At 67.1% G+C, this 12,111-nt stretch carries 13 protein-coding genes and 1 tRNA gene; 8 read left to right on the forward strand and 6 right to left on the reverse strand.

Going from position 1 to position 12,111, the window contains the following annotated elements; all coding sequences use genetic code 11:
* The first annotated feature begins 127 nt into the window (after nt 1-127).
* Together C0V75_RS08830 and C0V75_RS08835 are read left to right on the forward strand one after the other, a co-directional pair.
* On the forward strand, nt 128-736 hold the full coding sequence (locus C0V75_RS08830) for an NTP transferase domain-containing protein (RefSeq protein WP_101920504.1): 609 nt from the start codon (nt 128-130) through the stop codon (nt 734-736).
* A 144-nt stretch (nt 737-880) separates the two neighbouring features.
* Nucleotides 881-2,404: a methyl-accepting chemotaxis protein gene (locus C0V75_RS08835; protein ID WP_101920505.1), complete on the forward strand. Its 1,524-nt coding sequence runs from the start codon at nt 881-883 to the stop codon at nt 2,402-2,404.
* Nucleotides 2,405-2,518: 114 nt separating this feature from the next.
* Here C0V75_RS08835 and C0V75_RS08840 read toward each other — a convergent pair.
* Nucleotides 2,519-2,602, reverse strand: a tRNA-Leu gene (locus C0V75_RS08840).
* 54 nt (nt 2,603-2,656) lie between these two features.
* Nucleotides 2,657-3,511, reverse strand: a complete 855-nt coding sequence (locus C0V75_RS08845) for a neutral zinc metallopeptidase (protein ID WP_101920506.1) — start codon at nt 3,509-3,511, stop codon at nt 2,657-2,659.
* Nucleotides 3,512-3,633: 122 nt separating this feature from the next.
* Here C0V75_RS08845 and C0V75_RS08850 point away from each other — a divergent pair, with 122 nt between their 5' ends.
* Entirely contained in the window at nt 3,634-4,119 is a 486-nt protein-coding gene (locus C0V75_RS08850; RefSeq protein ID WP_101920507.1) for a disulfide bond formation protein B, read from the forward strand.
* A gap of 30 nt (nt 4,120-4,149) precedes the next feature.
* Here C0V75_RS08850 and C0V75_RS08855 read toward each other — a convergent pair whose 3' ends face one another.
* Both C0V75_RS08855 and C0V75_RS08860 read right to left on the reverse strand, forming a co-directional pair.
* Complete coding sequence (locus C0V75_RS08855) at nt 4,150-5,067, reverse strand: hypothetical protein (RefSeq protein WP_101920508.1); 918 nt, start codon at nt 5,065-5,067, stop codon at nt 4,150-4,152.
* Nucleotides 5,064-6,236: a deoxyguanosinetriphosphate triphosphohydrolase gene (locus C0V75_RS08860; protein WP_101920509.1), complete on the reverse strand. Its 1,173-nt coding sequence runs from the start codon at nt 6,234-6,236 to the stop codon at nt 5,064-5,066. Before C0V75_RS08860 ends, C0V75_RS08855 begins: the two co-directional genes overlap by 4 nt.
* Before the next feature lie 77 nt (nt 6,237-6,313).
* Here C0V75_RS08860 and erpA point away from each other — a divergent pair, with 77 nt between their 5' ends.
* The 4 genes from erpA (at nt 6,314) to C0V75_RS08880 (ending at nt 8,755) form a co-directional block, all read left to right on the forward strand.
* Entirely contained in the window at nt 6,314-6,646 is a 333-nt protein-coding gene (gene erpA, locus C0V75_RS08865) for an iron-sulfur cluster insertion protein ErpA (protein WP_101920510.1), read from the forward strand.
* A gap of 78 nt (nt 6,647-6,724) precedes the next feature.
* Complete coding sequence (locus C0V75_RS08870) at nt 6,725-7,441, forward strand: hypothetical protein (protein ID WP_101920511.1); 717 nt, start codon at nt 6,725-6,727, stop codon at nt 7,439-7,441.
* A 66-nt stretch (nt 7,442-7,507) separates the two neighbouring features.
* Nucleotides 7,508-8,290, forward strand: a complete 783-nt coding sequence (gene xth / locus C0V75_RS08875; protein ID WP_101920512.1) for an exodeoxyribonuclease III — start codon at nt 7,508-7,510, stop codon at nt 8,288-8,290.
* Nucleotides 8,291-8,428: 138 nt separating this feature from the next.
* The gene (locus tag C0V75_RS08880; RefSeq protein ID WP_101920513.1) at nt 8,429-8,755 is read left to right on the forward strand and encodes a hypothetical protein; all 327 of its coding nucleotides are present in this window, start codon (nt 8,429-8,431) and stop codon (nt 8,753-8,755) included.
* Between the two features lie 168 nt (nt 8,756-8,923).
* Here C0V75_RS08880 and C0V75_RS08885 read toward each other — a convergent pair whose 3' ends face one another.
* Nucleotides 8,924-10,105, reverse strand: a complete 1,182-nt coding sequence (locus C0V75_RS08885; RefSeq protein ID WP_101920514.1) for an FAD-dependent monooxygenase — start codon at nt 10,103-10,105, stop codon at nt 8,924-8,926.
* Between the two features lie 113 nt (nt 10,106-10,218).
* On the reverse strand, nt 10,219-10,641 hold the full coding sequence (gene dksA / locus C0V75_RS08890) for an RNA polymerase-binding protein DksA (protein WP_101920515.1): 423 nt from the start codon (nt 10,639-10,641) through the stop codon (nt 10,219-10,221).
* A 172-nt stretch (nt 10,642-10,813) separates the two neighbouring features.
* On the opposite strand from dksA, the gene C0V75_RS08895 reads away from it, so the two are divergent.
* On the forward strand, nt 10,814-11,653 hold the full coding sequence (locus C0V75_RS08895) for a MoxR family ATPase (RefSeq protein ID WP_101920516.1): 840 nt from the start codon (nt 10,814-10,816) through the stop codon (nt 11,651-11,653).
* Nucleotides 11,654-12,111: the final 458 nt, after the last annotated feature.

Below are 12,111 nucleotides of genomic sequence, written 5' to 3' on the forward strand. Positions count from 1 at the left end.
CCAAATACTCAAGACGCCCGAGCCGGACGCGCGGCACGCGCGCAGGCGAGAGGAAAGGCTTGCGGCGGCACGCCGCGCCGCCTGATCCCCGCTTGACGCCCGCGCCACGGCTTGGGAACGTCGCGCCATGGACGCCCATATCCTTCTCCTCGCCGCAGGTGCCGCCGCGCGGATGCGCGGCCGCGACAAGCTGCTGGAACAGGTGGCGGGCGAGGCGCTGCTGGCCCGCATCGCCCGCGCCGCCCTCGCCACCGGCCTGCCCGTCACCGTCGCCCTGCCCCCGGACCGCCCCGCCCGCCGCGCCGCCCTGGCGGGGCTGGACCTCCGCCACGTCACCGTGCCGGACCCGGGCAAGGGCATGGCCGAAAGCCTGAAGACCGGCCTCGCCGCCCTGCCCCCCGGCGCGGGCGTCATGCTCCTTCTCGCCGATCTGCCCGATCTCACCGCCGCCGACCTGATCACCCTGCGCGACCAGTGGCGGGCCGAACCCGAGGCCATACTGCGGGGCGCCGCCGAAGACGGCACCCCCGGCCATCCCGTCTGCTTCCCCCCCGACCTGCGCGACGATCTGATGACGCTTCAGGGCGACGAAGGCGCGCGCAGCGTGCTGATCCGCCACCGCGCCCGGCTGCGGCTTGTGCCCTTGCCCGGCCGCCATGCCACCACCGATCTCGACACGCCCGAAGACTGGGCCGCCTGGCGCGCCGCGCAGACCGCGCTCCGCCCCCAAGGCTGACCGGCAAGGCCGCAGGCAGCAGGCGCCGCCCCCGGGTACTTCTGGGCATCTCCGGGTCATGACATTTCCGTGATCGCCTATCGCCTTGCGATTGCAAGCCGTTCTCAGGGTTTCGAAAGAGTTATCATTCCGGAGCCCCGAAGCATGACCTTCCTGTCCCGACTTTCTCTCAGAACTCGACTGCTGGCCCTTCTCTTCACCGCCATGATCCTCGTCACGGCGGCGCTGCTGGCGGTCGTCCTCTCCCAGAAGGAAAGGGAATTGCGCGACTTCGCCAATGAAAGGGTCAATTCGGCGATCTGGGCGCTGTCGCACAATCTGCCGGTCCAGGCGGAGGGCTTCACCCTCGGCACCCCGATCGAGGGGCGCGTCAACAGCCTCATCGTCGATGACAGCAAGGTCGCCATCTCGGAATCCGTGACCGACACCATCTATGCAGGCATGGGCGTGCATGTGACCTATTTCCGCCTCGACCCGGCCAAGCAGGAATTCGTCCGCGTGATGACCAGCGTCACCGCCAAGGATGGCACCCGCGCCGTCGGCTCGCCGCTCGATCCGACCGGCCCCGCCACCGCCGCGCTGTTGCGTGACGAAATCTATATCGGCGACGGCTTGATCCTCGGCGAGGTGCACCTGACCCGTTATGAACCCGTCTATAACGCGGCGGGAGAAATCGTGGGGTCTGTCGGCGTCGGCAAGTCCATCGCCGAACTGAACACGTCGCTGCGCGAAACCACGATCCAGCTTACCCTCGTCATGCTGGCGCTCAACCTCGTGGCCTCCATCGCCTGCTTCTTCCTGATCAACCGGACGATGCGCCCGGTGCGGACGCTGGCCAACAGCGTGAACCGCCTGAAGGAGCGTGACTATGACGCCGAAATCCGCCCCGTCGCCACGAAGGATGAGGTGGGCGAACTGACCACCGCCTGCATCAAGCTGCGCGACGACCTGCGCGAAGGCGCGCGCCTGGCCCGGATCGCCGATGCCCAGGCCGCCGAACGCGAACAGCGCCGGGCCGAGATGGATCGCCTGATGGCCCAGCTCAGCAAGGGCGCCACCGAACAGGCCGCCGCCGCCGAAAAGGCCAGCGCCTCGATGGAAGAGATGCGCGCCAATATCCGCCAATCCGCCGACAACGCGGCCCAGACCGAATCCATCGCGCTCCAGGCCGCCAATGATGCGGCGGAAACCGGGGCGGTGGTGACCGATGCCGTCAAGGCAGTGACGATGATCACCGAAAAGATCACCATCATCCGCGAAATCGCCCGCCAGACCGACCTCCTCGCCCTCAATGCGGCGGTCGAGGCGGCGCGGGCGGGCCAGCACGGCCAGGGCTTTGCCGTCGTCGCCTCCGAGGTGCGCAAGCTTGCCGAACGCAGCCAGCAGGCCGCCGCCGAGATCAGCCAGCTTTCCGGCACCACCCTTCAGGTCAGCCGCAAGGCGGGCGAGAAACTGGCCGCACTGGTGCCGGCGATCCAGCAGACCGCGAACCTCGTGCAGGGCATCAGCGCCGCCTCCAGCGAGCAGAGCATCGGCATCGAACAGATCAACGAGGCGATCCGCGATCTCGACGCGGTGATCCAGCAGAACGCCTCTGCTGCCGCGCAGGTCGATCTGGTCTCGCAGGAAGAGCTGCCGGAAGAGCGCCAGTTCCTCCGCGCCGCCTGATCGCAGCGCAGGAAACCCCACATCACAAGGGCACGCCCGGCAGGGCGTGCCTTTCCCATGACCGCCCGTTGCAGGCTGCCGCTGGAATTTCGATCCATCCGGGGAAGTTGAAGGTGGTGCCCAAGGTCGGACTCGAACCGACATGCCTTGCGGCGACGGATTTTGAATCCGCTGCGTCTACCATTCCGCCACTCGGGCCACCTGATGCGCGGTCTAGCCGCTCGCACCGCCTGCGTCAACGCCGTGCGGGCGCTACAGGCGTGCGGCGCGGAAGGTGTCGCAGCTCTGGATCAGGCCGGAGGCCTGCCCGGTGACGAACCAGCGCATCCGCTGTTCGCTCGTGCCATGGGTAAAGCTGTCGGGCATCGGTCGCCGCCCGGCCTCGCGCGCCAGCGTGTCGTCGCCAATCCGCGCGGCGGCATTCATCGCCTCTTCCACATCGCCCCGTTCGATCGACCCGAACCGCGCCGCCGCCTCATGCGCCCAGACACCGGCCAGACAATCGGCCATCAGTTCCACCCGCACCGAAATCTCGTTCGCCTGCACCTCGCTCACCTGCTGGCGCAGCCGTGTGGTCTGTTCCAGGATGCCCAGTTCGTTCTGCACATGATGGCCCACCTCATGCGCCACCACATAGGCCGCGGCGAAATCGCCGCCCGCGCCCATCCGCTCTTCCAGCAGGGTGAAAAAGGCGGTGTCGAGATAGACCTTGCGGTCCAGCGGGCAGTAGAAGGGTCCCGTCGCCTCCGAAGCCCCGCCGCAGGCCGAGCCGGTATGGCCCTTGAACAGAACCAGCGTCACCGGGCGGTAATCCTGCCCGATCTGCTCTTCGAACAGCGCCGCCCAGACCTCTTCGGTATCGGCAAGGGTGACCGAGACGAAATCGCCCATCGCCACATCCTCGGCCGTCAGGGCCTCGCCGCCGATCGCGGCCGGGTCCTGCGCCTGTTGCAGCAGCGGCGTAACATCCACGCCGAGGAACCAGCCCAGCAGCAGGAGGACGATCACCCCCGCCCCGCCGATGCCCACGCCGCGCCCGCCCCCGGCCCCGCCCAGACGGCGGCGGTCCTCGACATTCTCGCTGCCCCTGCGCCCGCGCCACTGCATCCGTCTTCTCCCGCACCGCCCTCCGCAATGTTAACCATGCCTTGGCCGCTGCGGCAAAGCCGCATTTCCACCCGCCCTGCCACGGGCTTGCCTTTCGGCGCGCGCTCCTGTTCAACAGGGCCATGATCACCGATACCCGCGCCTTCACCGTCCTTCTTGCCGCCGGGGGCTCTGCCGCCGTGCTGGCTGCGGCCTTCGGCTTCCAGTATCTGGCCGGGCTCGCGCCCTGCCAGCTCTGCCTCTGGCAGCGCTGGCCCCATGCCGCCGCCATCCTCATCGGCCTGCTGGCCCTGCTCCTGCCGCGCGGGATCGCCGGTCGCGCCCTGCCCCTGCTGGGCGCGCTGGCCGCGCTGACGGCGGCGGGGATCGGCGCCTTTCATGTCGGCGTCGAACAGGGCTGGTGGCAGGGCCTGGCCTCGTGCAGCGCCGGCTCCATCGCGGGCATCTCCACCGCCGATCTGCTCAACCCCGATGTGGATGTGGGCGCGGTCGTCCGCTGCGACGAAATCGCCTGGTCCATGTTCGGCCTGTCCATGGCGGGCTGGAACGTCGTCCTGTCGGTCTTCCTCGCGCTGCTCTGGCTCGCCGCCTTCCGCCGCACGGCCTGACCGGGCCGCAGACCCGGCCAGACTGCCGCCTCAGGGTGCCGGGGCTGCAAGGATGGCCGCATCCGGGCGCAGGATCATCACCCGCCGCGCCGGAAAGTTCCACAGCGTCGGATAGGCCGCGAAGAAGGCCGCGCCGAGGCGCAGCTCGTCAGGCCGGCCGCGATTGCGCCGATCCTCTTCCCCCCCGGCCTCGATCAGGGCCACGGGCTGGGGCAGCATCAGCGCCCCGCCCAGCGTCAGCCCCGACAATTCCCAAAGCCCCGTCGCCCCTTCGGCCAGCAGCCCCGCCGCCATCAGCCGCCCGCGCGTCGCCGCCGTCAGATAGGCGGTGCCGCTGTCGCCGGAATCAAGGCTGATCTGGATCGGAAGCTCGCCGATCCGCCCCACGGCCAGAGGCAGTTCCTCGGGGAAAAGCAGGAAGTCCAGCGTCGCGACCACCTCGGTCGGGTCAGGCGGCGGCAGCGCCATCCCCCCATCCTCTGCCACAGCGATCACGGTCAGCAGAGACCGCCCGTAATCCAGCAGCAGGCCATGACCCTCCACCGCAGGCAACCCGACAAAACCCATGAACTCCGCCCCGAAGGCCCCTTCGGCAAAGCTGAAATCGCCGCTCTGCACCTTGGCGGGCAGGGGCAGCGCCTGCCCCGCCACGGCAAGCTCGGGCGCGTCATGCAGATGCACCACGATCTCCTGCCCCGAGGCGGCGAAGCCCCGCGCCACCTCCTGCCCCGGCGCCAGATCAGCCGCGCCCCGGTTCAGGAACACGGGCGACGGCGTGCCAAGGTCGAACATCATCACCCCGTCCTGCCCCGCCACGGTCACGGGCAGCATCGGCTTGCCCTCCCTCACCGTGAAGGGCAGGCTGCGCCACGCCTCACCCGTGTCCAGCATCTGCGCCACCGCAGGCCCGGACCCCAGCAGCAGCATCGCCGCCCACAGATATCTCACGCCCCGCCCCCCAACAGCCGCGCATGTTCCTGGATGGCGAAGCGGTCCGTCATCCCCGCCACGTAATCCGCCACGATCCGCGCCAGCGTCACCTCATCCCGCGCCGCCTCGATATCCTTGCGCCATTCCGTCGGCAGAAGGTCCGGCTGGGCCAGGAACAGCGGGAAAAGCTCGTTCACGATCCGCGTCACCTTTGCCCGCTCGGCCATGACCGAGGGCGCGCGATACATGCGGTGGAACAGGAAGGACCGGATCGCCTTCAACTCCTGATACAGCGGTTTGGAAAACCGGATCACCGTCGTCCCCAGATGGCGGATATCCTCCACCGATTTCGGCTGCGCCGCCGCCAGCCGGTTCTGCGCCACGGCGATCACATCCTCCACCATCCGCCCGAACACGCGCCGCAGCGCCTCATGCCGCCGCCGCATCTTCTCCAGCCCCGGATAAAGCCTGTCCACCTCCTCGAAGGCCGGCCCGGTGACGGGCAATTCCATCAGGTCATCTTCGGTGAACAGCCCCGACCGCAGACCGTCATGCAGATCGTGATGGGAATAGGCCACATCATCCGCAATCGCCGCCACCTGCGCCTCGGCGCTGGCATGGGTGTGCAGTTCCAGATCCCAGGCCGCATTCACCTCGGCCAGCGCATAGGGCAGCGGCCCCTCATGCTTCTTGTCGGCATTGGGGCCTGTGACCGGCCCGTTATGCTTGGCGATGCCTTCCAGCGATTCCCATGTCAGGTTCAGCCCGTCGAAATCGGCATAATGCCGCTCCAGCCGCGTCACGATCCGCAAGGCCTGCGCGTTATGGTCGAACCCGCCATAGGGCTCCATCAGCAGACCCAGCGCATCCTCCCCGGTATGGCCGAATGGCGTATGGCCCAGGTCATGCGCCAAGGCTATGGCCTCGGCCAGATCGGTGTTCAGGCCCAAGACGCCCGAAATCGTGCGCGCCACCTGCGCCACCTCGATCGAATGAGTCAGGCGGGTGCGGTAGTAATCGCCCTCATGTTCCACAAAGACCTGCGTCTTGTGCTTCAACCGCCGGAAGGCGCTGGAATGGATGATCCGGTCCCGGTCACGCTGAAAGGGCGACCGGAAGGACGACATCCGTTCCGGGTGCAGCCGCCCGCGCGACGCGCCGGGCTGGCAGGCATAGGGGGCGAGCATCACTATCTGCCTGTTCTTGTTCCGCCTTTGGCCGTAGCCTATATTGCAACCAGCCCTTCAGGACCACGGATTTCATCATGGACCTCGCCCTGCCCCCGAAAGTCACCGACCGCGCCTATGCACGGCTGCGCGAAATCTGCGAGGCGACGGGCGAGGAAAAGGCCCTCCGCGTCGCCGTCGAAGGTGGCGGCTGCTCGGGCTTCCAATATGACATCAAGCTGGACGATCCGGTTGCCGATGACCTGATCCTTGAAAAGGACGGGGCGCGGGTGCTGGTCGATGCGGTATCGCTGCCCTTCCTGCAAAACGCCGTGATCGACTATACCGAAGAACTGATCGGCGCGCGTTTCGTCATCCAGAACCCGAACGCCACTTCTTCATGCGGTTGCGGCACTTCCTTCTCGATCTGATCCGCATATCTGCATTTTTCTCTCGCCCTCGGGACGCAACGCCCTACCCTTTCGCGCAGCGATGGTGGAGAGATTTCAATGACCTGCGTCCTGATGCTCGGCTCCGGCCCGACCGTGACCGAGGCCGCCCACTGGCCTCGCGCCCCTTTCGACCATGTGGTTGCCATCAACAACGCCCATGCCGTGCGCCCCGACTGGACGCATCACATCTACCCCTGGGATTTCCCCGCCGAACGGCGCGGGATCGCCGGTGACGGCCAGCGCATCGTCACGCAGGAGGATTTCGTCCCCGCCCAGAACGCCTTTGGCGGCTTCGTCTATGCGGGCGGCACCATGGCCTTCACCACCGCCTATTGGGCGCTGCACGCGCTGAAACCGCGCGTCATCGCGGCCTTCGGCTGCGACATGCATTACCCCAAGGGCCAGACGCATTTCTACGGCGCGGGCACCGCCGATCCCCTGCGCGCCGACATCACGCTGCAAAGCCTGGAGGCGAAATCCGCCCGCCTGATGATCCTGGCCGCGATGGAAGGCTGCGCCATGGTCAACCTCTCCTTCGGCCCCTCGCGCCTGATCTTCCCCCGCGTGACGCGCGACCGCGCCGCCCATGCCCGCCCTCTGCCGTTCGACCTCCGCCTCGCCGATCAGGCGCTGCGGCGCGAAGATGATCTGGGCTATCGCGTCCCCTCGGGCCGCTACTGGGAAGAGGCTGACCGCTTCGATCCGGCCGAACTCCGCCGCCTCGACATGCTCTGGCTCGCCGCCGCCCGCGCAGGCCTCGCCGCCACGGCCTGATCCAAACGCCCCGACTTGTTTCCCCCACCCCCTCCGGCCTAGAACGGAGGGGACAGGGAGACGCCCATGAAACTCGCCACCTTCAACATCAACGGCATCAAGGCCCGGATCGAGGCCCTGCCCGCCTGGCTGCGCGAGTCCGCGCCGGATGTCGTCTGCCTGCAAGAGATCAAGTCAGTGGACGAGGCCTTCCCGCGCGAGGTCTTCGAAGACATGGGCTACCGCGTCGAAACCCATGGCCAGAAATCCTTCAACGGCGTGGCGATCCTGTCCCGCCTGCCGCTGGAAGATGTCACGCGCGGCCTGCCGGGGGATGAGACCGACGAACAGGCCCGCTGGATCGAGGCGACAGTGATCGGCGAAAAACGCGCCATCCGCGTCTGCGGCCTCTACCTGCCCAACGGCAACCCCGCGCCGGGGCCGAAATACGATTACAAGCTCGCCTGGATGGCGCGGATGGAGGCGCGGGTGAAGGCGCTGCTGGCGACCGAAGACCCCCTCGCCTTCTGCGGCGATTACAACGTGATCCCCGAACCGCAGGACGCGGCCAAGCCCGATGCCTGGCTCACCGATGCGCTCTTCCTGCCCGAAACCCGCGCCGCCTTCCGGCGCATCGTCAATCTCGGCCTGACCGATGCCTTCCGCGCCCGCGACCCCCGCCCCGGCCAATACTCCTTCTGGGATTATCAGGCCGGCGCATGGGAACGGAACAACGGCATCCGCATCGACCACCTGCTCCTGTCGCCGCAATGCGCCGATCTCTTGCGCGAGGCCGGCATCGACAAGGGCACGCGCGGCGGCGAGAAACCCTCCGACCATGTCCCCGTCTGGGTGGACCTCGACGCCTGAGCCGCGCCGGTCACATCTGCGTGATGCGGCCAGAACACATGGCAAAGATTACACATTGCCATCTGTCGATATCACTTGCCCGCCCTCGGGCCGCATCCGAATTTCCGCTGGGTTTCAGACTCTGCCAAGGATGTTGCCATGCGCCTCTTCGCCCCCCTCGCCCTCGCCGCCGCCCTCGCCTTCACGAGCGCCGCGCCGGCCCTGTCGCTCGACCGTCGGGTGACGATCGTCAACAACACGGGCTTCACCATCGTCCGCTTCTTCGGGTCCAACACCGGCTCCGGCAGTTGGGAGGAAGACATCCTCGGCGAGGATGTGCTGCCCTCGGGATCATCCGTCGTGATCAATTTCGATGACTCCACCGGCTATTGCATGTTCGACTTCCGCGCCGAATTCGAGGATGGCGACGTGCTGGAACGCGGCGGGGTGAATGTCTGCGAGATCGGCACCTTCACCTACGAGTGAGCCGCGCCACCCCCGTAACGGGGCTGCCCGTCCCATCCTCGGCGCAGCGCGGGATGCAGGCAGGCCAGCCCCGTTAACCTTAACCATCCCCGCCACCACCGCGCGCCGCGTGGCCACACCCGTCTGCACAGTTTGCGGCACAAGTTGCGGCACAGTCGATGCAGCCCTTCAGGCTGTCGCGTCAAAACCGTAAAGCCAGTCGAACCGCTTCAGCGCCAGGCCCGGCGCAACCATGCCGGACAGGCGCAAAAGCCCATGCCCGACGGCCCGTTTCGGCCCCGTCAGATGGTAATTCCGCGCATTTGCATTGGCCGCCTCCACGATCCGCGCACAGCGCGGTTTCCGCGCCGCCTCCCAGGCCGCCAGCGCCGCCGCATCCCCGTCATGCCCGGCAAGGGCCGCCGCCAGCGTCCAGGCATCCTCCAGCGCCATATTCGCCCCCTGCGCCAGGAAGGGCAGCGTCGGATGCGCCGCATCCCCCAGAATCGCCAAGGATCCCAAGGGCATGGCCCTGTGCCAGACCTTCGCCACCGGATGCCGGAACAGCCCCCAGAGCCAGACATCCTCCACCCGCTCCAGCCATCCCCTGACGCGCGGCGAAAAGCCCGCAAAGGCCAGACGCAGCTCCATCGGATCATCCCGCAGCGACCAGCCCTCCTCGACCCAGCGCCGCCGCTCCTCCACCGCCACGATATTGCGCCAGGCGCCCCCGCGCAGCGGATAGCTCACCAGATGCCGCCCCGGCCCCATATGAACCTCCGCCTCCGGCGGGTCTGCGGCATCCCCCGGAATCACCGCCCGCCAGGCCACCTGATGCGTGAAGAAGGGCGCCACCTTCCCCGTCAGCGCCAGCCGCGCCGCCGAATGCAACCCATCGGCCCCGATCATCAGATCGGCCTCCACCCGCGCGCCCTGCGCCATCAGGGCGACAGGCCTTTCCCCCGTCAGATCAACGGCTTGCACCTTCTGCAACAGCCGTATCTCCACCCCCGCCTCGCGCGCCCCTTCCAGCAGCAGCGCGATCAGATCGGCCCGATGGACGAAGTGCCAGCCCTGATCGGGGCGCAGCCGGGCCAGATCCATCCGCAGCACCGCCGCCCCGTCCAGCCCATGCGTCAACACCACGGCCGCAGCCCGCAGCGACACCGCCTCCAGCGCCGCGCCAAGGCCAAGCGCCCGCAGCACCGCCGCCCCGTTGGGCGACACCTGCAACCCCGCCCCCACCTCGCGGATCGCATCGGCCTGTTCCAGCACCGTCACCGCCGCGCCGCGCATCGCCAGGGCCCGCGCCACCGCCAGACCCGCCACCCCCGCGCCCAGCACAGTGACCCGCCGCCCGATCAGGCTCATCCCAACCCCCTGAAAAGCCGAAGAAAACGAAAAACGCCGGGCACAAGGCCCGGCGTCACTGTCCCTCTTGCAGGCCCCTGAAACAAGGCCCCATCCCCGCCTTCGGGCCGCGATCAGTCGTCGCGGTGCACCTTCTCGCGCCGCTCGTGCTTTTCCTGCGCTTCCAGCGTCATGGTGGCAATCGGGCGCGCATCCAGCCGTTTCAGGCTGATCGGCTCGCCCGTCATCTCGCAATAGCCGTATTCGCCATTCTCGATCCGCCGCAGCGCGGCGTCGATCTTCGCCACCAGCTTGCGCTGCCGGTCCCGCGTCCGCAGTTCCAGCGCGCGATCCGTCTCCTCGCTGGCGCGGTCGGCCAGATCCGGCACGTTGCGGGCGCTGTCCTGAAGATTGTCGATCGTCTCGGCGGATTGTTCCAGCAGCTCCGCCTTCCAGTTGATCAGCTTGCGCCGGAAATATTCCAGCTGGCGATCATTCATGAAGGGCTCGTCCTCGGCGGGACGATAGTCGTCGGGAAGGAACACCTCAGGCTTCATCACACGTCTCTCCGTCTGGTCGGATCGCGCCGACAGGGGGTCTGCTTGCATGGGCGCTCTCCTGTTGGCGGTGCATCTAGACCATCAAGGGCCACTTGTCACTAGCAGTTGCGACGGAAACCTGTCGCCGCTAGGGTCCATCCCGGCCCCCAGGATATCCTTGCGAAACAACATGAAGTTCTCTTCAACCTCCGGTTACGTCGCCACCGAAGACCTGACCGTCGCGGTCAATGCCGCCGTCACGCTGGAACGCCCCCTTCTGGTGAAGGGCGAACCCGGCACCGGCAAGACCGAACTCGCCCGGCAGGTGGCGCAGGCGCTGGATATGCCGCTGATCGAATGGCATGTGAAAAGCACCACGAAGGCGCAGCAGGGCCTTTACGAATACGATGCCGTCAGCCGCCTGCGCGACAGCCAGCTTGGCGATGAACGCGTCCATGACGTGACGAACTACATCCGCAAGGGCAAGCTCTGGCAGGCTTTTTCTGCACCCGCGAAGGTCGTGTTGCTGATCGACGAGATCGACAAGGCCGATATCGAGTTTCCCAATGACCTCCTCCAGGAACTCGACCGGATGGAGTTCCACGTTTACGAAACCGGCGAAACCATCCGCGCCGCCCATCGCCCCGTGGTCATCATCACCTCGAACAACGAGAAGGAACTGCCCGACGCCTTCCTGCGCCGCTGCTTCTTCCACTACATCCGCTTTCCCGACCTCGACACGATGCGCGCCATCGTCGAAGTCCACTTCCCCGGCATCAAGCCCGCGCTTCTGACCGCCGCCTTAACGCAGTTTTACGAATTGCGTGACATACCGGGTCTGAAGAAGAAACCCTCGACCTCCGAGGTGCTGGATTGGCTCCGCCTCCTGCTGGCCGAGGATCTGTCGCCCGAAGACCTGCGCCGCGACGGCGGGCCGACCCTGCCGCGACTTCATGGCGCGCTGCTGAAGAACGAACAGGACGTTCATCTTTTCGAAAGGCTTGCCTTCATTGCCCGCAGCGGGCGCTAGCGAATCGGGCCGTTTCGCCATCGCGCCGCCACGATTCTGCCGCATTGCCTTAACTCCTGCGGCCAAGTGCCGGATTTTTTTGTAACATTCCGTGATCTTCCGCCACAATTCCGCCACAGATGAAGTGGGTTAACTCCTGTGGCACCACGATCCGTAGTTCCGACCTTCGTCTCGGACTTTTCCCGGAATTGACACCGGCACGTCCCGATACCGACACTGGCTAACATGCTATTGGGGGCATCCGTTCCCGTGTTCGTAGGTGATCGTGTTGACAGTGCTCCAATGGCCTGACCTGCCGCCCGTCCCGCGCTGCGCGGGCCGCAAGGCTGTCGCGCCGGGCGCAGGTCATGGTCGAAACGGGAATGGTTTCGGGAATGCGGTGCGGGGGCGCCGCCTTTCCCGGTGTGACGGTGCGGGGGCCGCTTCCTCCGTCCCGAATGTCGGTGGGGCCGCGAGGC

Source organism: Tabrizicola sp. TH137 (assembly GCF_002855575.1).
Classification (GTDB): Bacteria; Pseudomonadota; Alphaproteobacteria; order Rhodobacterales; family Rhodobacteraceae; genus Paragemmobacter.

Bases quoted from the DNA above. Each gene is read 5' to 3' on its own strand.
- C0V75_RS08830 (WP_101920504.1), top strand. From the start codon at position 128: ATGGACGCCCATATCCTTCTCCTCGCCGCAGGTGCCGCCGCGCGGATG.
- C0V75_RS08835 (WP_101920505.1), top strand. From the start codon at position 881: ATGACCTTCCTGTCCCGACTTTCTCTCAGAACTCGACTGCTGGCCCTT.
- C0V75_RS08845 (WP_101920506.1), bottom strand. From the start codon at position 3,511: ATGCAGTGGCGCGGGCGCAGGGGCAGCGAGAATGTCGAGGACCGCCGC.
- C0V75_RS08850 (WP_101920507.1), top strand. From the start codon at position 3,634: ATGATCACCGATACCCGCGCCTTCACCGTCCTTCTTGCCGCCGGGGGC.
- C0V75_RS08860 (WP_101920509.1), bottom strand. From the start codon at position 6,236: ATGCTCGCCCCCTATGCCTGCCAGCCCGGCGCGTCGCGCGGGCGGCTG.
- erpA (WP_101920510.1), top strand. From the start codon at position 6,314: ATGGACCTCGCCCTGCCCCCGAAAGTCACCGACCGCGCCTATGCACGG.
- C0V75_RS08870 (WP_101920511.1), top strand. From the start codon at position 6,725: ATGACCTGCGTCCTGATGCTCGGCTCCGGCCCGACCGTGACCGAGGCC.
- xth (WP_101920512.1), top strand. From the start codon at position 7,508: ATGAAACTCGCCACCTTCAACATCAACGGCATCAAGGCCCGGATCGAG.
- C0V75_RS08880 (WP_101920513.1), top strand. From the start codon at position 8,429: ATGCGCCTCTTCGCCCCCCTCGCCCTCGCCGCCGCCCTCGCCTTCACG.
- C0V75_RS08885 (WP_101920514.1), bottom strand. From the start codon at position 10,105: ATGAGCCTGATCGGGCGGCGGGTCACTGTGCTGGGCGCGGGGGTGGCG.
- dksA (WP_101920515.1), bottom strand. From the start codon at position 10,641: ATGAAGCCTGAGGTGTTCCTTCCCGACGACTATCGTCCCGCCGAGGAC.
- C0V75_RS08895 (WP_101920516.1), top strand. From the start codon at position 10,814: ATGAAGTTCTCTTCAACCTCCGGTTACGTCGCCACCGAAGACCTGACC.